The organism is Bacillus mesophilus, assembly GCF_011008845.1.
Classification (GTDB): domain Bacteria; phylum Bacillota; class Bacilli; order Bacillales; family SA4; genus Bacillus_BS; species Bacillus_BS mesophilus.
In genome coordinates, this window is record NZ_JAAIWM010000007.1 from 1 (window position 1) to 23,153 (window position 23,153).

The 23,153-nt window shown below is 34.7% G+C and carries 31 protein-coding genes and 1 riboswitch; of the genes, 15 read left to right on the plus strand and 16 right to left on the minus strand.

All coding sequences use genetic code 11. The features are described 5' to 3' along the window. Nucleotides 1-325 precede the first annotated feature (325 nt). From G4D63_RS16880 to G4D63_RS16890, 3 genes are all read right to left on the minus strand, one after another. Nucleotides 326-745 (minus strand): ATP-binding protein, encoded by a 420-nt coding sequence (locus tag G4D63_RS16880; RefSeq protein WP_163180888.1) that lies wholly within the window; start codon nt 743-745, stop codon nt 326-328. A gap of 156 nt (nt 746-901) precedes the next feature. Next, nucleotides 902-1,093 (minus strand): helix-turn-helix domain-containing protein, encoded by a 192-nt coding sequence (locus tag G4D63_RS16885; RefSeq protein WP_163180890.1) that lies wholly within the window; start codon nt 1,091-1,093, stop codon nt 902-904. Between the two features lie 160 nt (nt 1,094-1,253). Then, the gene (locus tag G4D63_RS16890) at nt 1,254-2,093 is read right to left on the minus strand and encodes a tyrosine-type recombinase/integrase (protein WP_163180892.1); all 840 of its coding nucleotides are present in this window, start codon (nt 2,091-2,093) and stop codon (nt 1,254-1,256) included. A 162-nt stretch (nt 2,094-2,255) separates the two neighbouring features. Between G4D63_RS16890 and G4D63_RS22305 the strand changes: the two genes are divergently transcribed. From G4D63_RS22305 to G4D63_RS16925, 7 genes are all read left to right on the plus strand, one after another. Further along, entirely contained in the window at nt 2,256-2,405 is a 150-nt protein-coding gene (locus tag G4D63_RS22305; protein WP_163180887.1) for a DUF6366 family protein, read from the plus strand. 118 nt (nt 2,406-2,523) lie between these two features. Further along, nucleotides 2,524-3,015, plus strand: a complete 492-nt coding sequence (locus tag G4D63_RS16900; RefSeq protein WP_163180894.1) for a YxiF family protein — start codon at nt 2,524-2,526, stop codon at nt 3,013-3,015. A 116-nt stretch (nt 3,016-3,131) separates the two neighbouring features. Then, nucleotides 3,132-3,509 carry an Imm50 family immunity protein gene (locus tag G4D63_RS16905; RefSeq protein ID WP_163180897.1) on the plus strand — a complete coding sequence of 126 codons (378 nt, stop codon included), beginning with the start codon at nt 3,132-3,134 and terminating at the stop codon, nt 3,507-3,509. A gap of 90 nt (nt 3,510-3,599) precedes the next feature. Then, nucleotides 3,600-4,100 carry a hypothetical protein gene (locus G4D63_RS16910; RefSeq protein ID WP_163180899.1) on the plus strand — a complete coding sequence of 167 codons (501 nt, stop codon included), beginning with the start codon at nt 3,600-3,602 and terminating at the stop codon, nt 4,098-4,100. A gap of 147 nt (nt 4,101-4,247) precedes the next feature. After that, a complete protein-coding gene (locus G4D63_RS16915; RefSeq protein WP_163180901.1) occupies nt 4,248-4,745 on the plus strand; it encodes an NUDIX domain-containing protein in 498 nt (165 codons plus the stop codon). Between the two features lie 85 nt (nt 4,746-4,830). Beyond that, nucleotides 4,831-5,169, plus strand: a complete 339-nt coding sequence (locus tag G4D63_RS16920) for an Imm8 family immunity protein (protein ID WP_163180903.1) — start codon at nt 4,831-4,833, stop codon at nt 5,167-5,169. Nucleotides 5,170-5,687: 518 nt separating this feature from the next. After that, nucleotides 5,688-6,326 carry an SMI1/KNR4 family protein gene (locus tag G4D63_RS16925; protein WP_163180905.1) on the plus strand — a complete coding sequence of 213 codons (639 nt, stop codon included), beginning with the start codon at nt 5,688-5,690 and terminating at the stop codon, nt 6,324-6,326. A 144-nt stretch (nt 6,327-6,470) separates the two neighbouring features. On the opposite strand, the gene G4D63_RS16930 is transcribed toward G4D63_RS16925, so the two are convergent. Then, on the minus strand, nt 6,471-7,010 hold the full coding sequence (locus tag G4D63_RS16930; RefSeq protein ID WP_163180907.1) for a hypothetical protein: 540 nt from the start codon (nt 7,008-7,010) through the stop codon (nt 6,471-6,473). 166 nt (nt 7,011-7,176) lie between these two features. Here G4D63_RS16930 and G4D63_RS16935 point away from each other — a divergent pair, with 166 nt between their 5' ends. The 6 genes from G4D63_RS16935 (at nt 7,177) to G4D63_RS16960 (ending at nt 11,208) form a co-directional block, all read left to right on the plus strand. Further along, on the plus strand, nt 7,177-7,500 hold the full coding sequence (locus tag G4D63_RS16935) for a hypothetical protein (RefSeq protein ID WP_163180909.1): 324 nt from the start codon (nt 7,177-7,179) through the stop codon (nt 7,498-7,500). 190 nt (nt 7,501-7,690) lie between these two features. Next, entirely contained in the window at nt 7,691-8,098 is a 408-nt protein-coding gene (locus G4D63_RS16940; RefSeq protein WP_163180911.1) for an SMI1/KNR4 family protein, read from the plus strand. 206 nt (nt 8,099-8,304) lie between these two features. Further along, a complete protein-coding gene (locus G4D63_RS16945; RefSeq protein WP_163180913.1) occupies nt 8,305-9,249 on the plus strand; it encodes a hypothetical protein in 945 nt (314 codons plus the stop codon). A gap of 111 nt (nt 9,250-9,360) precedes the next feature. After that, entirely contained in the window at nt 9,361-9,948 is a 588-nt protein-coding gene (locus G4D63_RS16950; protein WP_163180915.1) for a hypothetical protein, read from the plus strand. A 102-nt stretch (nt 9,949-10,050) separates the two neighbouring features. After that, a complete protein-coding gene (locus G4D63_RS16955) occupies nt 10,051-10,740 on the plus strand; it encodes a hypothetical protein (protein ID WP_163180917.1) in 690 nt (229 codons plus the stop codon). Between the two features lie 93 nt (nt 10,741-10,833). Further along, a complete protein-coding gene (locus tag G4D63_RS16960; RefSeq protein ID WP_163180919.1) occupies nt 10,834-11,208 on the plus strand; it encodes a hypothetical protein in 375 nt (124 codons plus the stop codon). Nucleotides 11,209-11,469: 261 nt separating this feature from the next. Here G4D63_RS16960 and G4D63_RS16965 read toward each other — a convergent pair whose 3' ends face one another. The 9 genes from G4D63_RS16965 to G4D63_RS17000 form a co-directional block, all read right to left on the minus strand. Beyond that, the gene (locus G4D63_RS16965; protein WP_163180921.1) at nt 11,470-12,495 is read right to left on the minus strand and encodes an HNH endonuclease; all 1,026 of its coding nucleotides are present in this window, start codon (nt 12,493-12,495) and stop codon (nt 11,470-11,472) included. Nucleotides 12,496-12,521: 26 nt separating this feature from the next. After that, nucleotides 12,522-13,289 (minus strand): NERD domain-containing protein, encoded by a 768-nt coding sequence (locus G4D63_RS16970; protein WP_163180923.1) that lies wholly within the window; start codon nt 13,287-13,289, stop codon nt 12,522-12,524. 376 nt (nt 13,290-13,665) lie between these two features. After that, complete coding sequence (locus tag G4D63_RS16975) at nt 13,666-13,905, minus strand: hypothetical protein (protein WP_163180925.1); 240 nt, start codon at nt 13,903-13,905, stop codon at nt 13,666-13,668. 592 nt (nt 13,906-14,497) lie between these two features. Beyond that, the gene (locus G4D63_RS16980; RefSeq protein WP_163180927.1) at nt 14,498-14,647 is read right to left on the minus strand and encodes a hypothetical protein; all 150 of its coding nucleotides are present in this window, start codon (nt 14,645-14,647) and stop codon (nt 14,498-14,500) included. Nucleotides 14,648-14,650: 3 nt separating this feature from the next. Beyond that, nucleotides 14,651-14,755 carry a type II toxin-antitoxin system PemK/MazF family toxin gene (locus G4D63_RS21950; protein WP_239586012.1) on the minus strand — a complete coding sequence of 35 codons (105 nt, stop codon included), beginning with the start codon at nt 14,753-14,755 and terminating at the stop codon, nt 14,651-14,653. Next, nucleotides 14,748-14,918, minus strand: a complete 171-nt coding sequence (locus tag G4D63_RS16985; protein ID WP_163180929.1) for a hypothetical protein — start codon at nt 14,916-14,918, stop codon at nt 14,748-14,750. Before G4D63_RS16985 ends, G4D63_RS21950 begins: the two co-directional genes overlap by 8 nt. 202 nt (nt 14,919-15,120) lie before the next feature. Beyond that, complete coding sequence (locus G4D63_RS16990) at nt 15,121-15,669, minus strand: GNAT family N-acetyltransferase (RefSeq protein ID WP_239586013.1); 549 nt, start codon at nt 15,667-15,669, stop codon at nt 15,121-15,123. A 257-nt stretch (nt 15,670-15,926) separates the two neighbouring features. After that, nucleotides 15,927-17,216 carry an NCS2 family permease gene (locus G4D63_RS16995; RefSeq protein ID WP_204559166.1) on the minus strand — a complete coding sequence of 430 codons (1,290 nt, stop codon included), beginning with the start codon at nt 17,214-17,216 and terminating at the stop codon, nt 15,927-15,929. 57 nt (nt 17,217-17,273) lie between these two features. Further along, a riboswitch (purine riboswitch) is annotated at nt 17,274-17,373 on the minus strand. Nucleotides 17,374-17,621: 248 nt separating this feature from the next. Continuing rightward, a complete protein-coding gene (locus G4D63_RS17000; RefSeq protein WP_163180931.1) occupies nt 17,622-19,334 on the minus strand; it encodes a methyl-accepting chemotaxis protein in 1,713 nt (570 codons plus the stop codon). 216 nt (nt 19,335-19,550) lie between these two features. Here G4D63_RS17000 and G4D63_RS17005 point away from each other — a divergent pair, with 216 nt between their 5' ends. Then, nucleotides 19,551-19,826: a hypothetical protein gene (locus tag G4D63_RS17005; RefSeq protein ID WP_163180933.1), complete on the plus strand. Its 276-nt coding sequence runs from the start codon at nt 19,551-19,553 to the stop codon at nt 19,824-19,826. Nucleotides 19,827-19,880: 54 nt separating this feature from the next. Here the strand turns inward: G4D63_RS17005 and G4D63_RS17010 are convergent, their stop codons facing one another. The 3 genes from G4D63_RS17010 to G4D63_RS17020 all read right to left on the minus strand — a co-directional run bounded on the left by G4D63_RS17010 (nt 19,881) and on the right by G4D63_RS17020 (nt 22,706). Next, entirely contained in the window at nt 19,881-20,849 is a 969-nt protein-coding gene (locus G4D63_RS17010; protein ID WP_163180935.1) for a Gfo/Idh/MocA family protein, read from the minus strand. Between the two features lie 106 nt (nt 20,850-20,955). After that, complete coding sequence (locus G4D63_RS17015; protein ID WP_163180937.1) at nt 20,956-21,921, minus strand: RpnC/YadD family protein; 966 nt, start codon at nt 21,919-21,921, stop codon at nt 20,956-20,958. A 125-nt stretch (nt 21,922-22,046) separates the two neighbouring features. Beyond that, nucleotides 22,047-22,706 carry a DUF429 domain-containing protein gene (locus G4D63_RS17020; RefSeq protein WP_163180939.1) on the minus strand — a complete coding sequence of 220 codons (660 nt, stop codon included), beginning with the start codon at nt 22,704-22,706 and terminating at the stop codon, nt 22,047-22,049. Between the two features lie 260 nt (nt 22,707-22,966). Here G4D63_RS17020 and G4D63_RS17025 point away from each other — a divergent pair, with 260 nt between their 5' ends. Further along, nucleotides 22,967-23,086: a DUF4023 domain-containing protein gene (locus G4D63_RS17025; protein ID WP_163180941.1), complete on the plus strand. Its 120-nt coding sequence runs from the start codon at nt 22,967-22,969 to the stop codon at nt 23,084-23,086. Nucleotides 23,087-23,153 lie beyond the last annotated feature (67 nt).

Genomic DNA, 23,153 nt, shown 5'->3' on the forward strand with positions numbered 1-23,153 from the left:
AGGACTTGTTTATTCAGTTTGAAAACGACATATGGTTAGATGTGTTAAGGGATAGCACAATGTATGAATCTTGGCAAATTGATGCTGGAGAACAAGGATATTATATAGGAGGATAAACAAAAGTTTCGGGATCTTAATTAACTAAAGAGGGAGATTGCTTAACAAAGGCAGTCGCTTATTGTGCTAAAGGGAAGTATAGTATAATAAGCCTTTGTTTTAATCGATAGAAAAAAGTGAAGTGAAAAATAGCACAAAGGTTTTACTTATAATCCCTTTTAATCTTGAAAAGCTGCTATTCGATTTACCCCTCTTTCATGATTGAGCACTAATTAGCGATCACAAGTAACAACTCATTACCCTTATTGTTATAGGAAATAGCTTTAGCCATAGTTGCCATCATAAGAATTCCTCTGCCACGGGTATTTAAAAGTGCTTCATTCAATAAGAAATCAGTACCTTTTTTTCGTATTAATTCCATTTTTTGTACACCTAAGAAGCCGTTACCACTATCTACAACTCTAATTAGCAATTCTTTTTTATCTAAATGATTAGAGAACTCTATTTTTATCGGGAATTCCCCATGTTCTAGAGCATTATCTAACGCTTCATTTATGATGAATTTTGTAGAAGCTCTTGTCTTTTCAGAGCAGACCATTTCTAATTGCTCTTCAATGAGGGTACATAATTCAAGGTATTGTTCCATGTTTTTGAGTTCGAAAGTTTTATTAGGGTGTAATAAAGGCATGTTTTCACCTCTAAGATTATTTTAATAAAATTAATTATACAACCTGACGTGGAGTAAGACAGTATCATGACGAATATTACATAAATTTGTCATATTTTGTCGTGTGTATCAATGAGGCAAAAATAGGAGAAATAACAAGGAGTTGTAGTGACTTACCTACCTAAAATCATCAATCGATACCCCATAATATTCAGAAAGCTTCTTGAGGACCTTCTCCTTAGGTGTCCTAACATTATTCTCGTACCGATTGACACTATTGACCCCTATTCCAAGTTCTTTTGCCAATTGAGCTTGGGTAATGTTTTTGATCATCCTAAGCAGTCTTAATTTCTCTCCTAATGTATTCATCAATGTCACCTTTTTTTAGCGTAATAAAAGGGGATTCGACATAATGTGACATTTTTCCTTCTTCTTGCAAATAAAAATCTAATAAAATAGAACAAGGTGTTAAGTAACAGGTTACGAGATTTAGAGAGCAACACAAATAAGCGTCGCTCTTAATTTTTATCTAGAAGTATTTTTGATAAAATTCTTTTCTGAGTCTTCCACTTAGTTGAGCATAAATACGAGTGGTTTCACTTTTTTCATGGCCTAATAGACTTTGAATAACCTCAAGAGGAGCTCCGTTATTCAGCATGTGGGTCGCATAGCTATGTCTAAGTTGGTGGGGATGTATTTCTTTATTGATTCCAGCACGATTTGAAATTCGTTTAATAACGTACCTCATTTGTGCAATGCTCATTTTATGAGGAAATCGTTCCGTAACAAAAATGGCTGGATCCTTGTCTTGTCGACTTTCTACATAACGTTTCAACCATATATCACAGCGTGTATTAAAATAGACCTCTCTTTCTTTATCGCCTTTACCTCTAACAATGGCAGAATGATTAGACCAATTTATACAATTTTTCTCCAGGGAAACAATCTCTCCAATCCTACAGCCTGTTGAGAACATAAATTCAAACAATGCATTTTCCATCGGTGTTATACATGCTTCACGTAGTAGCTCTATTTCTCTTTCAGTTAAAAATTTAGGAATACGTTTTCCAATCTTAGGCTCTTTTATTTTGTATGCTGGATTTTTTGGTATGTGTCCTTCTTCATGTGCCCAACGAAAGAGTGATTTCATAGACCGAATCCTATGGGCAAGACTAGAGGGTTGTAGGGTATTGCTCAGTTCAGCCAAGTATCCTTTAAGATCTTCCGTTGTTACTGAGCTAATCTCAACGTCGCCAAAATGTCGTGCTAAGAGATTAGTCTGAAGTTGGTATGCCTTTAATGTTTGTTTAGAAAAACCTTCAATTTTCTTATCAGCTTCATAACCTTCCCAGGCTTTAAAAAAATTCATATTCATTCCTCCAATTTCATTAGGTTGATAGAGGAATTATTGCCAGATTTATTGAATAAAAGACTAACAAGTGTTTTAGGTTGGTCTATTAAGGCACTACAGTTATTAGGCTGTTACTTCCTTATAACTTATCAAAGCAGCATATACTCAGGGGGGGATTGAGTGGGCATAGATAACCAAGAGAAAATGCGGAGAAAAGAGATTGAGAAAAATCCTATGGGGAATTTTTCTGATGCAGTTAACCGTTCAGCTATAGGAGATCCATCAGCATTACTTAAAGGTGGTTGTCTCACTAAAATACTTACGGTTTAATAGTAGTTATAGGTTTAGCCATTCTGTCACAATGTTCTTATTAATGTAACGGGTAAGTAATGTTTAATAAGGGAAATGATAAAATTAATCTTGTAAAGAATAAATTAGGAGAATTAAAATGACTGAATTAAGTCGGAAAGAAAAGATAAGGTTACTTAAAATAAAAAACAAAAGAAAATCGATAATAGATGACTTTGATAAGAAAAACATCAACCTAACATTTGAGTCATTTTGTGATGTTGATTATTCCATTAACCTGATGGAGAAATTGTTTATCAAGATAGACAGAGATATTGATGAAAAAGATGAGTTTATGTTTCAGCATAATAAAGACTTAGTAATAGAGCAATTAAGTAAGATAAAGTCTATGTTATGTCCAACAATAATGGAAAGTGAAGTTTTATTGTATCATCTAAATTACAGGGAGACAGGTGTTGTAAGTATTACTCTTAAAGACGCTCTTCAAAATGTCGAATGGATAGTAGATTTCACTGGTTATCCAATTGGACGTATGGATTTTATTATAATTGAGCCCAATTTTAGTTTCGGAATTTGTGTAGAAAGATGGGAATATCAAGATACATTTATTAACTGGGGACTATTCAAGTAACGGGTGCGATTATTCAATAGGAGCAATCGCTTCTTGTGCTAACGGAGAAGTTTAGCTGAAAAGGAATGGTAAAATAGCATTAACAAATTGAGTGGATTATATGGGGGCAATAGAATATGTGGAATGATTATTTCAGTGATGATAAATTCATCTCAATGATATACACCAATGTACCTCCTCTGAAAAACCTTCGTATTGAAAAGATTGAAATTTCCCGTGAAGGGAATAGGATAACAATAGGTTTTGACTTACCTACTTTCCCAGATAATCCACCAAAAAAGTGGCTTGAAAGAGGATATTCAACTGTTTTTATTGAATTAGACTTCTTTGACATAAAAGAAGTTAGTTTAAAATCAATTGAAAATACATACAGAGGCGATATTGAAATTAAGAAAGATGTGGAAACCGATATTTTTATTGTTAAAGTAATCGGTACAGTTGAAACATTAATAAAAGCAGGAGTTGGTATTATTCAATCTGTTAAAGGATATTAAATGATCTAGTTGAAGTAAAGGGAAGTTTAGTGCAAGAAGAATTAATAAAATATATTCCAGTTATTTGGACTGAAAAGCAGGTGAGGGTAAATGGAAAAAGGCGGGAAGATTAACGAGATAGTTTACAATAACACTTCTTACTATAACGGAAAATATAGATATTATCCCACAATTACAGGTTTAAAAGGTATATTAGAGGAAATTATTAGTTCCAATTCAACCACCGATTATATAAGAGTTACACCATTTTATATAAATGAACTATTGGATAGGCAAATTGAGTTTGAAGAATACATGTTTTTCATAGAATGTAGAGATTGGTATGACGAGAGCGTGCAGGAGGAACATATTTTAGATTGTCTTGATGTTCCAGATACACCAAGAACACTTAACGATTTCAGGTTGGGTTCAATATTATATCCTTTATGTCAAAAAAATGATGTAGAGTCATTTAAAAATGCTCTTGAAAAATATAAGGAGAGTTTAAGAGAACTTCTACCCATAATGATGGAAATTGCAAAATCAGAAATGGAATTAACAGAAGACTATTTGCCTTTCGGATATTTCTGCTTTGAAATTCATAGTGGGTAAGATAATCGTTGTTAAGCTAACGGGTGCGTTGATCCAAGAAGGGATTGACGCTCTTTTTGTGGAATTTATTGAAGTAACGGAGAAGTTGAGTTGAAAAATTTGAGACTATACCTTTTAATATGATAGGAAACTGAGTGAGGGGTTTGAATGAAGTGGGAAGATTCATATATAGGAAATCTTAGGTCCAGTGTAGGTAGCCAAAAGTTAATTGTGCCATCAATAAGAGCGATTATTGAAGACAACGAAGGGAAAATTCTTTTCATTGAACGATTAGGTGAAGGGAAATGGAGTATGCCTGCTGGTTCTATTGAATTAAATGAAACAATTTATGATTGCTTAGTCAGGGAGGTAAAAGAAGAAACCGGATTAGAGGTACTTTCAGCTAAGGCAATTGCTATTTATTCTAATCCTAAATTTAGTACCAAAAATAAATTTGGGGATGAGTATCAACTGTTTGAACTATTATTTTGTATTGAGGAATGGACTGGTTCGTTAAAGCAAAATACAGAAGAAACTAGCTCTGCACAGTTCTTTAAGCAAGATGAAATCCCTCAAGGTACTAATGAATTTTGGACATCCTTTCATAAACAAGTAATCAACGATTTAATTACATTTAAAGAGAACAAGCAATTCATCATAAAGTAGATTTTCTTATTGAAGTATAGGTAAGGTTAGTTTAAGAAGCTCGTGATAATATACGACTAAATAACAAAAGCAAGCAGGTGGAAAAATGATTAATCCAATCCTACAGTCCTCGCATATTCGGTATGATGAGTGGGGAGAAGAACCCGATGATTTTTATGTCTGTTTAGAAGTATTTATTGGAGAAGAGGATAAAGAAGGTTCGGAAGTGTTTACGTTTCATGTTATTAGTCCAAAGAGACTTTTAAAAAACTCGAAGGATACCCTGGAAATAGAAGTTGGGAGAGGGTACTTAATCACAAGCGATTATAGCCTATCAAGGATTGAAGCCAAAATTGATCAATTACTGAAAAACTGTAAAAGAGAAAATTGGGATTTGGTTATAAATGCTATAAGCAGATACGGAATATGGGAAGATGAAAGTTAAATTGCTTATTCAACAAACGAGGGCATTAACGTAAGAAGGATTTATCAGCTGCGGCTAATGGGTTTTCTTTTCGGAGGGAAAGTAGTTTTTTTGATATTAAATTACCATAAAAACAGCAAGATATTAACACGTTAAATCGCATAAAAAAGAGCATTGAACAGACTTAAGTAGTTCAGTTTTAAGGTAGAAAAATCGAAATAACACAATATTTTTTAGTCCAATTCGCAAATGAATTGGACTTTTAATTTTTCATTATAAAACAAGGTTTGTATTCAATTGTTATGCTAATTCGCATTGAAATTTACATAGCAATTAGGAACGTGACACCAGTTGTTGTCCATCTGTTAAAACATATGCTAATCAAAAAGCTAATTTAGTTGTTAAAATTGCTATAAATAAGATGTAAAATAATATTATCTATCTAATGTGAATGTAATTTTGACTCTTCTAAATTAGAATATATTATTAAGTATATTTAAACTAACGATTCAGTTATATGTATAGAAGGTGATTTGAAAATGGACTTATCAAATATAAGTGGTTTAGTATTAATGCCATCAGCAGATGATATTGAAATATTGAAAGTCGAGAATGAAATGAATGCCAAACTACCCAATTCCTATAAAGATTTACTCAAAACTTCAAATGGATTGTCCACTGATGAAGGTGTAGTAATTTATGGAACTGAAGATATCGTAGAGAGAAATGAAACTTGGGAGACAGAAGTGTATGCACAAGGATATATTGCTATTGGCGATGATAGTGGTGGGAAAGTTTTTCTTATGTATCAAGGAGATGGAGACAATAGTGTTTTAATAGTTGATTCTGGAGATATGACTATTGAACATTCTGATATAGTAACTTCAGATATTACCCAATGGATTAAAAGTGGATTTTTAATTGAAAAAGATAAAGCAGAAGATAATATCAATTGGTCTGAATATTGTAAAGTAGTTTTGATAGATACTCCCGATGGAGGATTGAAGGACTTATTGAAGATTAAAAATGCTTTTGGATTGAATATTTCAGCAGCCAATTTATTAAAAGGGTCTAAGAATCTTCCATTTATTTTAGTTGATGAATTTCCATACGGCAAAGCAATTACATTAGTTGAAAAATTAGGGGATATGAAAATAGAACTTAGAACTGAAAAATAAAACTTAGAAAACGCAAGGAAGATAAAATCCTTGCGTTTTCTTTTGCTAATTATACTGTGAATTGCTTTGTTATTTCATTTGTTTTTTACACTTTTCTACTTCAAATCTGAACTACTTAGAACAGACTGTCAATGCTCTTTTTTACTATTCTTTGATTCTAATGATAGGGTCTTGGTCGTGAAAGGCTATGCACACTGCGATTGAACTTTCATCAGAGAGTGATTTGTAGGCTGTCTTGAATGCAGAAACTGTCCTAGCTACTAAGTAGATAGTTGAGCCAATTGCTACATTATCTCCATCAAAACCATCTAGTTCATAAATGTTGGCAAACTGCTCTAAACTTGGACCTTCAAAATCTTCCGACCAATCACTAGCCCAGTCATCATCTTCGTCTTCCAATCGGTTATATTCATCACAGATAAAAAATGCACTGTCCCAGTTGTTATCTAAATCATATTCGAAATAAATTGCTCGAGCTGTTTGTTCTTGTGCAATTTTTAAAGATTGTTTAAGTCCCAATTTTAAATCATTTACATATTCATTTAAATCTAATTGCTTAATTGTATTGGCTCTATCAGCTCCTGCTAACTCGGAACAAACATTAAAATACTTCTCTTCAATTTCATTAAGACTTTTTCTTCTTAAATCTACTTGTAGTTCATCTAAATACTCGAAAATATCCATTTTCTCGCCTCCAAATATGGATGTTAGTATTGGATAGATTATATCATTTATTTCAAAAACCTTGAGAGCAATTTATAGAGGATAAATAAGTTTCTTTGTAACCGATATATAAACAGGTTTATCCAATAAGAATAACTCACACAATATTAAAATTAGGGGTGTTAAAGTGGATAAAAATGAAATCAAGAAGATTGTTGAAAACGAAGTAAAACAATTAGGTCCTTTCGTGAATTATCATGGAATTACACCAGAAAACATGTGGCAATTCTTAGTTGAACCGTTTGAAATATTCGTTGACCCTGATGATTTAGAAACTACACCTCGAAATATGTGGGTTGTACTACAAGAATTTAAAAATATAAAAGAGGGTTTTGCTATTGTTTTTGACCCTTACGATAAGGGTTGGGGACTAACTGAACATGTTTCTGATGATAATTATGTAATGGTAAGTGGTGCAGATACTTTGCATGCAGCTTTAGAAGGAATGTAGTGTTATTGCATTAACGGGGGCATTGATCCAAGAAGGGATTGACGCTCATTTTGTGGAATTTATTGAAGTAACGGTGCATTTAGATAAATCCGCTGAATGTTAAAATACAATATTAAGTAGGAACTAATAGAGTTTGTCGGATGAATGCGAGTTTTCGAATAGAACCAATAAGTATCGAGGAGGAAAAAGAATGTTCGATAAAAAGAAACATATGTTTAATGAGTTTAACGTTAATGGATCTATATCGCAAAAAGAAATAGAAGAAGTTGAAAAAGAATTGAAGGTGAAGTTCCCTCAAGATTTCGTGGACTTTATGTTATTAACAAACGGTGGAGAAGGCACTATTGGTGAAGATAGTTATTTAAGGTTATGGAAGATCGAAGAGCTAATTGAAAGTAACGAAAGATATGCTGTTGAGGAATTCGCACCTGGTTTAATAATAATTGGTTCAGACGGTGGTGATACAGCATATGGTTATGATTTTAGAAATGAAAACCCTTTATTAGTTGAAGTGGACTTTTTTGGTATGGATTTAGAAGAACCATTTTTTACTACTAGTAGTTTTTTTGAGTTTTTTGAATACCTATACAATAGTTAGTGCTATGACTTAACAGGTGTAAGACTCCTAAGTGGGGGTACGGCAACACTTTTATGAAAGATTGTGAAAAAATGTACTTAAACTAATGGGTGCGTTGATCCAAGAAGGATTAACGCTTATTTTTATAGAAGTTACTCTACTAACGTGTGAGAATACTTGAATAAGCGAATTTAAAAAGAAGCTTAGGTCTATAGAAGAGGTGGGAGATGTTTAAGAGAATCAATAAGCAGCACCAATTAGAACTAACGTATGATCTTGAGGAGTTAACAAGGGGTTATACAATAGTTGACACTTCAATAGGTCCACTTGGTGAAGTATGTGTACTTGCAGTGAATAAAGTACCAAATAGAGAAGAAGGTATGTTTCCTCCTACTAAAACAAATGAAGGACACGACTATAAAGCAATTATCATCAGTACAGGCAATATTAGAGAAATTATATTAAATAATCAAAGATGGAACTATCATTTCATCCAAACAATTGAAAGAGAGAATATTTTATTGGTCTGTGCTCGTTCTAACCTATATGAAAATGGCACCTTTGATAATAATGCAAAGGTTTTTGACTCTGAAGGAAACTTATTAAGAGAATTTCTGCTGGGTGATGGAATCCAAAGTCTGTATGTAACCAAAGAGAACAAAATTTGGACTTCCTATTTTGATGAAGGAATATTTGGAAACTATGGGTGGACAGATCCGATAGGTCAGTATGGTTTAAGAGCATGGGATAGTGACGGGGAAGAGTTATATAAATACCCCAATATTGAACAACAATTTATTAGTGATTGTTATGCACTTAATGTTGTTTCGGATGAGGAAGTATGGTTCTATTTTTATACTGATTTTGAGTTAGGCAAATATCACAATGGGAAAATTGAATATATCACTCCAGGTGTAGATGGATCTGATGGTTTTACTGTTTATAAGGACTATCTCTTTTTTCGGGGAGGCTATAGTGAGCATGATAAATATATTCTCTTTCAAGAGATACCGAACAATAAGTTGAAAAGAGTATCTAACTTAGAACTAATAGATGAAACTAAGAATCCTATAAAAGCAAATCATATTAGCTGCAGAGGTCCACTACTTTTAATCACTACAGGGACAAAAATTTATATTACACATTTAAAGGACATTATTGCGGGATTATAAAAATATTTATTCTTATGAATGCATTGACCAAGCAGGTTAGATGCCTATTTTAAGTTACTTAACTAATGGGAGAGTATAGTTCAAACAAGCTATTTGGTAAAGGAGATTTTTATGGAACCCTTATATAAAAAAATTTATGAAGATCCCGAAATTACACAAGTTCTAACAGACTACTTTGATTTCGAGCTACTGGCAGTTCCTAGCTATAATACAGAATCATATTTCTTTAAGGTTGATGATACTGCAAAAGTAATTGCACAGGATGCTTCAGGTGGAACATTTGCTATGGTTGGAAATGGTGTTGAAAATAGTCTGCCTATAATTTATATAAACTCTGAGGGACAGGCTGGGAAGGTCGGAAGTAACTTTAGAGAATTCATTTCTTTGATGATTTCTTGCCCAAATTGGAAGGACTTATTGAAGTTCTCAGGGAATGGTCAAATAGCTGAAATGGTAAAGGCATTACCGTTCTTAAAAGGTGAAATGCTTGAGGATTATCCAGAAATAGAGGATGTAAAAGAGTCTTTAAAATCGGAACTATCTATAGAAATAATAGAAGAACCAGCTAATGCTCTATATATGACAATAATTTCAAAGCCTAAAATGATAATTTCATCCAATGATGGAGACGAGTTGGAGTCATTGTTTAATTCATTTACAGCTATGGATAATCCTTTATGGAGAAATAAAGTTATTTAATATCTATACATATTTTTACTAACGGGAAAGTTTAATAAACTCTTTCTACATTTAACATTAAGCCTTTTTCAATACCATACTTATTAATAAAGGAGTCCAGATATGGATGTTTGCTATGCATTGGATATAGAAGAGAATGATACAGAGAGTAGTTGTCCTTCCTTCGTTGGTGGTAAGCCAAATTTACCTCTTGAACAGGCTGTCCCAGAATGCCAGCTATGCAGTTCTCAATTGACATTCTTCTTTCAAATATCATTTCCGTATAATCATAAATGGGAAGATTTATCGATGGCTGTTTTTGCTTGCACTTCCTGTGTGCATAAAGAATACCTGATACCTGAAATGTTAGAAGGAGTATTAGAAGGAATTAATATTCCCAAGGGTTTTTTAACTGTTTACCAAAGAAATTTTAGAATTTTAGTTTTTAGGACGGGGGAAGCAGTTACAAAAGATACATATCAGGAAAAGATCAAATACAAACCAATTAAACTAAGGGTAACTAATGACCTAGACATTTATACTGATAAGTTGGGTGGAAATCCGAACTGGTTACTAGATAATGAGGCACCAGCAATGTATGACGGAAATCCTATGTTCTTCTTGATGCAAATTTTAGAGGATTATAAGTTTGAAATTTTGTCTGATGCTTCACCACAAATAAAATTAGATTTAAATGGTGAGCCTGCCCCTTCCCAAGAAAATTATTATGAGTTGTTTCTAGGTAATAATTTGTACTTTTTCGGTACTGAGGATAAAACAAATAGTATGGTTTATTTAATATCACAAATTTAATAGTTTGACCTACTCATTATAAAGTTTGTGAACAAATGTACTTAAAGTATAGGGTGCTAATCCTGAACAAAGAAATAAATTAAGGTGATGAAAATGATAAAAAACGTCGAACTAATTATAAAAGAAATTCAAGACTTTTCTCTAATAAACATTAAGCTTATAACTTGCTTTTCTGTTTCTTTTTACAAAGAATTTGAAGAAAACAAATCCTTACTTGAAATTGATTTTGTTATTGAAGCTGAAGACGGCAATAAGTTTCTAGCTAATTTCCACTTTCACAATCCAGAAAATATTCGTTTTGAAAGTGGTGGTCCATACCATCAAATATCAATAAAAATTGAGGACATTAAGGATAAAGGTTGGGAAAATAAAAGGTATGAAGTGATTGACTATGAAGGAGATACTATTCATTTTTATTGTTCTGAAATTGAAGTGATGTCAATAAAAGAAACCAATTATTTCATTTAAGCTTGTTGTGCTAACGGGGGCTTTAGCACCATAAGATCCTTTATATTTCCAGGACAAAAAACTCCATAAATCAGAAAATGGCGTGTCAAAACTCTTGTCAGTTTGCACGCTATTTTCATTGTCAATTATATGATATGCACCCCAAAACGGAACAGTTTAATATTTTTCTAAGAGGGGATCTTTTTGTGATTTCAAATTAAATTTTTTCCGTTTACCTACTACTTAAAAATCCGACTCTATATCCAGGTAACCTTCCAACCTTTAGACTAAAGGAACCTCTGTCGATATCCGCTCTCTTAATTTCTGAACAGATAAATTAATACCATCTTCCTTCCGATGCAGCATGGCATGACAGTTCGGACAAACAGGGATTAGGTCTTTTATGGGATCCACCAAGTAACCTTGTCCTATCTCATTAAGGGGCTGGATATGGTGAACATGAATAAAATCCCTTCCAACTTCTCCATAAACATTTTCGAAGTCTATATCACATACTTGGCATTGAACACCATAATGTTCAATACACTTTTTTCGCGCTAAAGGATTCCGTTCATATAGATTTACTGTCACTGTCTTCCTTGTGCCTTCCTCTAGTGTTTCAGGTACTTCATCTGGGTAATATCCTTTAGTCAGATCCTGTGTAAAGAATCCCATAATATAATCCCGTAAATCACCAGTAAGCTTCATAGCTCCCTGTATATTTCCTTTCAAACCATGCTCTCGCAGTTTAGCAAGAGAAAGATCTTCAGTTTCAACTCCATCTACTAAACGGATTCGCGTCCAATCCCATTCTTTTGATTGAATGTACTTCTCATCATCCTTCCAGAATTCTTTATCATAAACTACATCCTCATCTACTAAGCCTTCTATCACTTCAACTTTATAACGGACCTTTTTTACAGTACCTGATACATAAATAAATATGATATCGCCATTTTCATAGTTGTAAGATCGTTTCCAATCTAGTGTTTCATAATGACTAAATGCCCCTTCTAAGTCATATTCATTAGGGTTAGCTGGAATTAACCATACTCGACGAGCATTCTTATGTCCGCTTTCTTCAAGCTCTTTACGACGTTGAGCAGCAACTTCAACACTTGCTGAAAAACGATATTCGTCATTCCCAAAATAATAAGGAATCTCATATACATATCCTCTTTCAATAGGATCATAGCACTTGTAGTTAGTTGTATTAAGCTCCTCTGCAAGTATTCTAGCTGCACCTTGAATACTCTGAGCCTCAGCTAAGAGACTATCATTTTTTATAATTGTAATTGGACTAGCCATATTGATCCTCCCCTTAAAGCCTTTATTTATGAAGCACTAGTATATCTACACTTAGGATAATTACTACACCCCATGAACGCACCATATTTACCTTTTCTACTAGTTAAGGCATTACCACACTTAGGGCACTGCCCTAGCTTAGTTATAACTTGTTGTGTGTTCTTAGATTCTTTAATCTTCTTTACATGATTCTTCTTAATCTCTCTTTTTACTTTGGAATCCTGATCTTTTATTGATGATAACTTCACTAGTATCTTATTAACATCCCCTTGTGAGATCTTTCTTCCAATCTCATTATGTATGAATCTAGTAATCTGTTTTGGATGCATGATTTTGGCTGAAGTAAATGAAGTTGGATCAAACTTAAATTCAGCTCTCTTCGTAAAGACAACAATATTGTAAAATGCTAAATCAGTTATTTCCATTCCCAAGTATTCTTTCAAAGCTTGAATATGTCCGTAGTTCTGCCAGATGGGATTACTAAACTTTTCTTTTCTCTTATAAATCACCTGTGTCCATTGCTTTTGATTTTCAGAACCAAATATCCAACCCTCATAATTCTTTGTCTCAATTACGAAAATTCCATATTCTGATATAATCACGTGATCAATTTGTGAGGTTCTTCCTGAATTTATTGGGATGTAAAGATCATGAACAGATTTATATACCTCTGGGTTTAGGGTCATTATTTGTTTCCTTACATACGCCTCACCGATGGAACCAATGATTTTACTTTTATTGAGTGTAAAAAGAACAAACAGTACCAATAGCACAATCCCTAAAAATACTTCCAACCGTACTCCTCCTATGACTCTTTATAATTCAACTTTAGTAGTTTAATTGGTAGTTTACAACAATTTATTACAAATTTAGGGAAAAGGAGACATTAAACTATAAGATATTTTTAAAGTGACAGAAAAACAAGGGTACAGTGACTGTTTCTTATATGAATAAGAGACAAAGTCCCTGTCCCTTCTGTCCTCCTTTTCCCACATATTTGTATATAGTGATTACATGGGTAATATGGGTTGTGGTTGTGGTTTTTTAAAAAAATCACAAAAAAAATCACCTATCACATTTATGTGTAGGTGATTCTTATTAAAAATCACAGCGGTGGATTTCAAACTTCCTTTTAGGAGTCGTATAATCCATCCCATTGTTTCTTCTTTGTTATTGTCTATTTAAACGTTCTAGTTCAGTTTCTACATTAAATACTCGCTTATTTAAAACATCAGTTTTATTTTCGAGATTTTTGTTCATTCGATCAAGAATAGCAACAATATCTTGAGGTTGACTTAATTCAATACGGTGAACAGCATTCTTAATGTCTGTTACTTCACTTTTAATTTCTTTAATATCAATCTTTATTTCATTTTGTCCCTGTAATAACTGCTTTAAAAGTTCTTCCATTTTATCAACCTCCTCCATTATCATTTATTATACATTTTTTTTAGACTCATTTGTCCACTTTTTATTAATCTCCTTTTCCGTCTCGATACGAAATTTACATTTTGTTCTTTCACTTCAATTGTTTTGTGGTCAGTATGGAAAATATAGTGTTCATGGGTAGGTTCAGCTAGATGAAGTTTCTTATATTCTTTCCAAGCAGGAGTAGATTCGGGGAAGTGTGATTGATTGGCAATTCATCGAGATATCGAATTGAATTTTTTGAGCCTCGACAAGCACCCATTGCTCTAGATACTATTCACTTACTTGCTACCATTTCACTAGTATCACCTCCAAATTTATATTAGAAGTAGTATATTATCTTTTTATAACAAACTCATTTCTTTGTCACTGTTTTCAGAAAGAATTTCCACTATCCCTCCAAAATAAATGCTTTATTGATATACAAGGTGAGTGTACATTTTTAATTTGGGTTAATTGAGGTTAAATTATGTTTGAAGGTTGATTTTTAAGGGAGCGTGGAACTAATAGGTTTTCGACATGTACGAAGTACTGTTTGAAGGTCTTGAGGGTGGAGTATACCTAACTTACGATTTTACTCAGATCCGTGAATAGAAATAATCTTGGAAGTGCGTACCACTGATGGTTTAAATAATCCAGCTTCTCCCCAATATTCTAACACTACATCGAAATCACTTCTTGGGGATTTACTTGTTATTGGAGCAATACTAACATCAACATCCAACGTTCATCCATTTCCAATGATGAGAACTGGTCGTTGTTTACATTCATTTTTATCTTCGAAGAGTACATTTACCAACCAAACATCCCCCTGCTTCAAAAGGTTACTCATTATAAATATCATCCTCCTCATTATTCCACCAATCAAAGGTTTTCCCCAAAAGGATGGCTTTGTCCTTGGAAATGTATTTCTCAATAATTTTATGAAGTACTTTCTCTCTTTCTATTTCATCCAACATCTCAAGATCTTTAATGATTCTCTCTGAAATAGACATAGGACACCTCCAAGTTTTATTACATTTATTATACGGAAAATACAAGTAAAGTACCAAGGGAGATCAATGTTTTTAGCTTTTTCATTTATTTTGGATGGGGAAGGTAGAGAAAAGTAATGAGTAATCGATATCATTGATTCTTAGAATTATTGGGGTAGGATTAAGCAGAAATAATAGGGACAAGGTCCCTGTCCCCTTGTCCCTATTCACCTTTAATATTTAATTCATAATAAGGCTCTTCCTGATTTGTATCATCAAACCATTTCATACCTTTGTACTCAAACCCAACTTTCTCTAGTATTTTTAGAGAACCTGCATTTTTTGTATCAGCGGATGCGTAAATCAACTTTACAGTAGGATTTTTAATAGCAAAATCAACACATGCTGCTGCAGCCTCTGTTGCGTATCCCTTCCCCCATGAGGCTTTAGAAAAATGGTAAAGCAATTCTACTGACTCAATCGTAGTTCTTACGTTAAATCCAGCTGCACCAATCACCCTACCTGACTCCTTTTCTATAACCGCATACATAGAAAGACCTTTTTCCCGGTGGCAAGCTGCATATCCCGCTAAAACTTTATGTAAGTAATCGTGAGGAATAGCTCCGAGACTATGCTCCATTACTTCCTGATCTCCCCAAAATCCCTTTGCATCTTCTACATCAATTTCTTCAAAAGCCCTTAATAGCAATCGTTCCGTTTCAGCAATCATTTCTATAATACACCCTACTTCCTTTAGTGTTTTACTCTCCATTAAACATTCACTCATGTTATTCTATAGAATAAGATTAAACTCCTTCTACCTGCCCCTTCTGTCTAGTGATTATAAGTGTAAAAGGGGTTGTGGGGATAAAAAAAATCACCTAGCACATAAGTGTGTAGATGATTTTTGACTTTATGGTAGCAGGTGATTATGCTGGTGGGCACCCAGCACAACCGTGTGGCGGATTCTTGAAAATGGAGATTTTTTTAGTTTAAGCTAAGAAGTAAGGATCACGTCTTAGCTCTTTCTTAATGTGCAGGAAAGAAAATCATTTGGATTAAGAAGATCACACCGAATACATATAGAATCGGATGTACTTCTTTCCACTTACCACTAACCACTTTCATGAGCGGATACGTAATAATTCCAATCGCTATTCCAGTTGCAATACTTGAAGTAAGTGGCATCGTTAGGATGATTGCAAATGCAGGAAATGCTTCATCAAATGTTTTCCAATCTATCTTAGAAAGACCTTCCATCATAAAGCAGCCAACAATAATAAGGACGGGTGCTGTGATTGCAGGTAATGCAGAAATGGCTGAAATAGCAGGTGAGAAAAACATCGCAACTAAAAATAGAATCGCAACAATGATAGATGTTAGGCCTGTTCTACCTCCAGCTGCTACCCCTGAAGAAGATTCAATATAAGCGCTAGATGGGCTTGTACCGAATGTTGATCCAACTGTAGTGGCAAGGGCATCAGCCATTAATGCTGATTTCGCTCTTGGGAACTTTCCATTCTTTGTTAAACCCGCTTGTTCGGCAACTCCGATCATGGTCCCTGTTGTATCAAAAATAGTAACTAAAAGGAAAGCAAACACAACAGTATATAAACCTTCTGTAAAAACACCAGCTACATTTAGATCAAGAAACACAGGAGCTGGTGGAAGCGAGACAACTCCATCAAAATTAAGAAGATTTGTTGAAATCCCAAGGACTGCAGTAACAAGCATCCCTATGAACAATGCACTATTTATTTTTCTGGCTAGTAAAATGAGTGTTAAAAACAATCCGAACAAGGAAAGTAAAGTAACAGGCTGATGTAAATCTCCAAACGTAACCATTGTCGATTCACTAGGGACCACAATCCCAGCCATTTTCAACCCTATAAACGCAATAAACAATCCTATGCCAGATGTGATTCCATATTTAAGCGAATTCGGAATCGCTTGAATTAAAGTTTCTCGTAAAGAAGTAAATGTCATGATAATGAACAATAATCCAGCTAAAAAGACAGTACCAAAAACAGTCTGGTAAGATACGCCTTGTGTGGCAACCACACTAGCAAAATAGGCATTCATCCCCATTCCAGGAGCGATAGCAATAGGATATTTAGCGAAAATCCCCATATAAAGCGTTCCAACTACTGCTGCAATAATCGTTGCCATGAATACCTGATCAAACGGAACTCCAGCAGAAGATAAGATTGCAGGATTAACAACAATGATATAAACCATTGTTAAAAAGGTAGTAATACCTGCGACAATTTCAGTTTTAACAGATGATCCACGTTCTGTAAGGTTAAATAACTTTTCCATGATAGCCTCCAATTAATAAAACTTCTAAGAGCACAAAAAGTCCCAACTACAAAAGGGTACAATTAAATACCCATTCGTAGTTAGGACTTTACGGTTCCTTCTAGAGACCCTCAAACCATATTTCTGAGGATATACGAACAATTAGAAATAATTATATTATTTTCATCACCTATAGAATATTAATACAAACAATAACAACATGTCAATAAGTAATCGTTCGTGTTTTTTAAAGAAGAGACTTGTTTGTATACTTTTCTTATGAAGAATAAAATGGTTGAAATAAGCTGATTTCTCACGTTATTCTCTATCATTACACGAGTGGTATTAAATTCAAAAAGAAAAAAATCACCTAGCATATAGGTGATTTTTTCGTAAGAAAGCGGAACTTCAATTTACAAAAGAGCCTTATATTTTAAACTTCTTCACTAAATCCTGTAGATTGTCTGCAATAGTCGCAAGCTTCATGGAGGATGAAGTGATTTCTTCTGACGTACCCGCCATTTGTTGTGCAGCAGCCGAGACACTCTGTGATCCTGCTGCTGATTGGTCTGCAATTTGTGAAACGACCTGAATTGCTTCTTTTACCTGGTCTGTTCCCACAGCCATCTGTTCAATGGCAATAGACACCTCTTCTACCTGCTTCGTTACATCCTGGATTGCATGTTGAATGGATGTGAAGGTTTCACCTGCTGCTCCTACCACTTTAATTCCTTCGTTTACTTCTTCTGACGTTTCCTCCATGGATGCCACTGCTTGATGAGTTTCATCCTGAATAACGGTTAAGAGGTCAGTAATTTGTTTGGAGGATTTAGCAGACTGTTCTGCTAGCTTACGGACCTCACTGGCAACGACAGCAAATCCTTTTCCATGGTCACCCGCTCTTGCTGCTTCGATGGCTGCATTCAATGCTAATAAATTCGTTTGCTCGGCAATTTCTGATATCACTTTCACGATTGAAAAGATTTCGTTGGATCTACTGCCTAATCCTTTAACGACGGTAGACAGTTCATTTACATTTGTAGAAATGTTATTCATTTGAGTGATAGAGGAATCAATAGATTTTCTTCCCTCCGACGATTGATGATTTGTATGAACAGCCTTTGATACAACAGATTTTGTTTGGATCGAGATCTGGCTAACTCCAGCGGTCATTTCATTCATAATCTTAAAGGTTTGATCCGTATTTCGTGCTTGTTCCTCTGCACCTGATGACAATTCTTGAATTGTCTTCGAGACATCATTAATCGTGAAGCCACTCTCCTTCGCACTCGCTGCCAGTACTTCCGAAGAAGCAGCCACCTGTTCAGATGTGGTATGCACACGTTGGATAATCTCTCGTAATCCATAGACCATTTGATTGAAAGAAGTGGTTAACTGACCTACTTCATCCTGATAGAGGTGAGTGCCTTTAACGGTAAAGTCACCCTCCTCCGCTTTTTTCATTAAGTACTGAAGTTCTTTGATCGGTTTTGTAATCATGTGTGCTAGGATCGCACCTGTTAAAATACAGAAAATAATAGAACCAAGTATAATGATAACCAGAAAAACCGTAGCATTCTTAATTTTCACTTGGTTTTCCTGTGCTAATTCCTCTGCAGCACGTTCATTAGTGGTCTTTAATTCAGATAAAACAGCTTCTGCATCCTTCCTTACACTTTTCGCCTCAGTAACATAAAGTTTATAAGCGATATCCTTATTTCCATTAGTCGCTAAATCAATTACCTTTTGACGGATTTCTCCTAAAAAAGCATAACTCATTTCCAAGGTCTCTATGTTCTTTTCCTCTGCAGGAAGTAGGGAAAGCTGCTTATATTGAGCAATTAACGTTTCATTTTCTTTTATTTTATTGGTAATACTCTCTTGAAATTCTGTATCCTGGTCTGCATCCTTTGAAATGATCAGCTCTAAAATGTAAGAATCAAGATCACTGTTGTTTGTGTTCAGCTGTCCTAACCACATGACTGGTAATAAACGCTCTTCATACATTTCCTCAGACTTATTAGCCATCTCTTTCATATGAGAATATCCTGTAAATCCAACCACTAGTAAGGCCACAGTGGATATAGCCAATAACAGAATTAATTTGGCACCAATCCTCAAATTCTTAAACACTTTCATCCTACTGACCTCCAAATTAATTTAATGCAGTTTATAATGTATTTGTTATAAATGCTAGTTTTTCTATAAATCTAGTTTAACCAATGTCTTACTAAATAGGTAGTATAATTTTCCTATGCAGAATTCGAGGGACCTTGTCCCTGACTCTAGTTTATTTGTCGTTGATTTAATTGAAAAAATATGGAAATAAACTATAATCGTAAAGAGGTGACGTTCGTGAAAATGATTAAAATGATAGTTGGCTTTATTGTAAGTGTATTCTTAGGACTTTTGTTTATGGGAGGTCTAGATATAGAAGATATTAAATTTAGTAGAAATATAAGGAAGTTAAAAAAGGAAAGTTGGTTCAAGGAGCTTAGTGATAACGGTATATACTATGAAAAGATATATCAAAATCCAAAAGTTAGGGAATATTTATGTCAAGAACATATCGTTGAAAAAGTGATAAATAACGAACAAGAAAGAACTTATTTAATTTCTTTACTAAAATAATAAAGTAAAACCACTTGAAGTTAACCTCCAAGTGGTTTCGGTCCATAACAGCTATCAAATACTCTCCATAATAACGGGTTTCCCAGTCATTGCTGAGTGCCCGGTTGCAGTCGTCACTTGGTGAGTTTTCACAGCATCTTGGTATGTTGATAGGATGCTAGAGGGATCCCCTGTTCTTACGGCATCTAGAAATATCTTGTTTTCAACTACATAAGGATCTAACTCATCGGAATATCTCTTTATAGAACCTTCCCTAACATCTCTTGCTTCATCAATGCTGACTTCTAGTACACCTTGATTTGTGTAAAGTTCTAGTCCAACCTTATATGATTTAGGAAGAATACATGTATTCAAAATAGTGGCAATGATCCCATTGTGCAACGTTAAGGTCACACTCCCTACATCTGAAACCGTTGAACCACTAACCTTCTCATGCATCATACTCCTATTAAAGGCAGCATACACTTCTTTGATTTCTCCACAAAGATAGCGTAACAGGTCAACAATATGTGTTGTCTGTTCAACAAATTGTCCTCCAGACTTATTTACATCTCTCCACCAAGGAACCATTGGCATCGTATCCATCCAATAACCAAGTGCCATGCCTACTTTACGTTCCTGAAGGATTGACCGTATTTTTTGAGTCGTGTCTCTATAGCGCCATTGGTAACCAACCGAAGTAATTAGTCCTAGTTCTTCGACCCTTTTTGCAATCTCATATGGTTCTTCACGAACTCCAAGCGGCTTCTCTACAAAAAAGGGAATATTTCTTTCTAGCAACACATTTTCAAAAGCGCCATGCGCCATAGGAGGTACACAGATGTAAACAGCATCTAGCTTTTGCTGATCTAACATCTCTTCCACATGTATGTAACCTTTGGCATTGGACCATTTCCTTGCTTCCTTTTCTGCCTTTTCAATACTTGACCCCAAAAATGCAGTTACATCCACTCCGGAAATTTTACTAAGAATACTAGAATGCTTTTCGGCAAAAAAACCAGTTCCAATCAATCCAATTTTCATAGCAGTGTTCCTCCTTTTCATTTATCCTCGATTAAAAGCAACAGGGACCTTGTCCGACTTATAAACAAACAGAAGAGACAGCATCCCCTGCCCCTTCCGTTTCCTTCTAATTTCTTAATTTATCTATTTCATCTTTGGTTAAACCAGTTGCCTCGATAATGGCTTCCAAGCCGACATTAAGCTGTAATAACTTTACCGCAATTTCAATCTTTTGTTCTCTTCTTCCTTCAGCTCTACCTACTTCTCTTCCTTCTTGTATACCTAATTCTCTTCCCTCTTTTTTCGCTTTTTCTCTTGCCTCATTTAACAGGTACTGACCTAGGACTATATCTTCGATTGATAATCCCACGACTGAACCCTCCCTTTCAATAACTGGTTTCATTTCTTGAATCAAGGCAGCTTCTTCCTCAAATGGCATGGTGAGAATCTTATCTATGAATAGTAGTAACTTACGAATGTTTTCTCTTGTCATACTTTCTTCCTTCATTTTATCTTGAAAAAGAATCGTCATCAAATATCGTTTAAAATAATAGGTTAAATTCTTTTCCTTCTTACTCTTTATGGCGTATAATCCTGCTAAAACAACTAATGCAAATGGGTTATGTGATTGTAAAAGTGTGGTCTCTGTTTGAGAGGCAATACGGTAGGTTTTATAACTGTAAGTTACTTTTGTTTCGAGGAATTCATAGGAATACTGGTCTTTGTTATAAGAGGCTCTCTCGTCTGTGAACAGCGCCATAGCATAAACGGGCTTTTCATAAAAATCCATAACACGATAGAAAGATTGAAACATTCGTTTCGGAAACTCTTTTTTGTAATCACCCTGCACCTCAATATGAACATAAACCCATTGCTCATTTCCGTTCTTTAATCGAAGCTTGACTAACTTGTCTGAGGTTCGTTTGTTACTAGAAGATTCAGGAAGAATGGTTAGAAGTTCTTGTTCGAGAAACTCTGGTTGAACTGAGAAGTCTACCCTTTCGTATAAATCTGGAGAGAAGAACAGAAGGAATTCTTCAAATAGTGACGTAACGACATCCTTCCACAGATAGTCGTAATCTGGATTATTCAATTCATCAACACCTTTCTTTTTGCTTCCTCCATATTTTCAATTTAGAGGTATATGAATTCCTGCTCAACATAATAAAAATGCCAGGTATTCATTGAACATTAGAACCTGGCATTCATCCTGTCCCATCAGCAGCAATAATCATAAGGATGAAGAGGAAACTGAGCTGGTAATATCCATTTTGGCTGATACAAAGGATTCTTCCAATGCCATGCTCCTAATACAGCGGCACATGCATCAATGGAATGGCTCTCTTCTTCAATTTCGATAGGAATATGTGTAAGCTTTTGCTCATTAAGCCAAGCTCGAATGAAACCTCTAGCTGACTGGTCTTGCTTATATTTCAAGGCATATTCTAAATCTTTTTTAGGTAGCCTCGAGCCTATAACGGCCCCTGGATGAACTTCAACTATAGAAATGGGAAATTTGCTTTTTATCCCCTCTATCTCTCTACTAAGCTTAATCCCTCTTAAGGTTAAATACACCATTCGATTCAGGGTAGGCGGCATGATGGAGCCGGATCTCATCCCTAATGACACAATAAACTTTCTTAACTCACGGTCACCTTGCCGATCTCCTCCCCCGTCCTCATAGGATAAAGGTGCATCCATTCCGATCACGACCTCATCCAGTTGACTTTGCTCATAAATCTCCGTTAATATGTCCTGATCACTTATATTACTTTTCCATTTTATAAATTGTAGGGTATGTTCCCTTTCTTCAAAAACGGTAAGAACGGTATCCTTATGATTACTCGGCCCTGATAAATCAATCCCGATTACTCTCATACATACCCTCACTTTCTTTGTTATGGTACAAGTGGTGCAATCAGACTTATACCTACTATATAGCAAGGGACAATCTTGTCCCCTCTTACCATTATAATGAAACATATTTATAAATTGAACGAAAGTGACAGGCACTTTATTATAAGTCTTGAATCAAGATTCCAGGCGCTAGTTTTTGTTTTCATGGGCTTCTACCATGCATGTTATTTACAATAATGGTTAGATTATATCCTATCACCATTTGTGAAGGAGGAATTGTAATGGAAGACACTAATAAATTCGTTGATGAGCTACATGAGAAGCAAGCAAAGGATGAGCAAAATAGAAAGCGTCAAGGGAAAGGCCATCCGGAACAAAAACTACCAAATAAACAACATTAATCCCGAAATCGAATATAATACTTTAGTTAGTTGAAACCTATATGAAAGAATAACGCACGTAGGTTTA

What these genes read in the sequence shown, in the direction of transcription:
- G4D63_RS16950 (WP_163180915.1), top strand. Translation starts at nt 9,361, where the DNA reads ATGGAACCCTTATATAAAAAAATTTATGAAGATCCCGAAATTACACAA.
- G4D63_RS16900 (WP_163180894.1), top strand. Translation starts at nt 2,524, where the DNA reads ATGACTGAATTAAGTCGGAAAGAAAAGATAAGGTTACTTAAAATAAAA.
- G4D63_RS16985 (WP_163180929.1), bottom strand. Translation starts at nt 14,918, where the DNA reads ATGTCTATTTCAGAGAGAATCATTAAAGATCTTGAGATGTTGGATGAA.
- G4D63_RS16965 (WP_163180921.1), bottom strand. Translation starts at nt 12,495, where the DNA reads ATGGCTAGTCCAATTACAATTATAAAAAATGATAGTCTCTTAGCTGAG.
- G4D63_RS16885 (WP_163180890.1), bottom strand. Translation starts at nt 1,093, where the DNA reads ATGAATACATTAGGAGAGAAATTAAGACTGCTTAGGATGATCAAAAAC.
- G4D63_RS16890 (WP_163180892.1), bottom strand. Translation starts at nt 2,093, where the DNA reads ATGAATTTTTTTAAAGCCTGGGAAGGTTATGAAGCTGATAAGAAAATT.
- G4D63_RS16910 (WP_163180899.1), top strand. Translation starts at nt 3,600, where the DNA reads ATGGAAAAAGGCGGGAAGATTAACGAGATAGTTTACAATAACACTTCT.
- G4D63_RS16995 (WP_204559166.1), bottom strand. Translation starts at nt 17,216, where the DNA reads ATGGAAAAGTTATTTAACCTTACAGAACGTGGATCATCTGTTAAAACT.
- G4D63_RS16925 (WP_163180905.1), top strand. Translation starts at nt 5,688, where the DNA reads ATGGACTTATCAAATATAAGTGGTTTAGTATTAATGCCATCAGCAGAT.
- G4D63_RS16990 (WP_239586013.1), bottom strand. Translation starts at nt 15,669, where the DNA reads ATGGAGAGTAAAACACTAAAGGAAGTAGGGTGTATTATAGAAATGATT.
- G4D63_RS16920 (WP_163180903.1), top strand. Translation starts at nt 4,831, where the DNA reads ATGATTAATCCAATCCTACAGTCCTCGCATATTCGGTATGATGAGTGG.
- G4D63_RS16930 (WP_163180907.1), bottom strand. Translation starts at nt 7,010, where the DNA reads ATGGATATTTTCGAGTATTTAGATGAACTACAAGTAGATTTAAGAAGA.
- G4D63_RS16960 (WP_163180919.1), top strand. Translation starts at nt 10,834, where the DNA reads ATGATAAAAAACGTCGAACTAATTATAAAAGAAATTCAAGACTTTTCT.
- G4D63_RS16955 (WP_163180917.1), top strand. Translation starts at nt 10,051, where the DNA reads ATGGATGTTTGCTATGCATTGGATATAGAAGAGAATGATACAGAGAGT.
- G4D63_RS17010 (WP_163180935.1), bottom strand. Translation starts at nt 20,849, where the DNA reads ATGAAAATTGGATTGATTGGAACTGGTTTTTTTGCCGAAAAGCATTCT.
- G4D63_RS17000 (WP_163180931.1), bottom strand. Translation starts at nt 19,334, where the DNA reads ATGAAAGTGTTTAAGAATTTGAGGATTGGTGCCAAATTAATTCTGTTA.
- G4D63_RS16905 (WP_163180897.1), top strand. Translation starts at nt 3,132, where the DNA reads ATGTGGAATGATTATTTCAGTGATGATAAATTCATCTCAATGATATAC.
- G4D63_RS16940 (WP_163180911.1), top strand. Translation starts at nt 7,691, where the DNA reads ATGTTCGATAAAAAGAAACATATGTTTAATGAGTTTAACGTTAATGGA.
- G4D63_RS17025 (WP_163180941.1), top strand. Translation starts at nt 22,967, where the DNA reads ATGGAAGACACTAATAAATTCGTTGATGAGCTACATGAGAAGCAAGCA.
- G4D63_RS16880 (WP_163180888.1), bottom strand. Translation starts at nt 745, where the DNA reads ATGCCTTTATTACACCCTAATAAAACTTTCGAACTCAAAAACATGGAA.
- G4D63_RS16975 (WP_163180925.1), bottom strand. Translation starts at nt 13,905, where the DNA reads ATGGAAGAACTTTTAAAGCAGTTATTACAGGGACAAAATGAAATAAAG.
- G4D63_RS17020 (WP_163180939.1), bottom strand. Translation starts at nt 22,706, where the DNA reads ATGAGAGTAATCGGGATTGATTTATCAGGGCCGAGTAATCATAAGGAT.
- G4D63_RS16945 (WP_163180913.1), top strand. Translation starts at nt 8,305, where the DNA reads ATGTTTAAGAGAATCAATAAGCAGCACCAATTAGAACTAACGTATGAT.
- G4D63_RS21950 (WP_239586012.1), bottom strand. Translation starts at nt 14,755, where the DNA reads ATGAGTAACCTTTTGAAGCAGGGGGATGTTTGGTTGGTAAATGTACTC.
- G4D63_RS16915 (WP_163180901.1), top strand. Translation starts at nt 4,248, where the DNA reads ATGAAGTGGGAAGATTCATATATAGGAAATCTTAGGTCCAGTGTAGGT.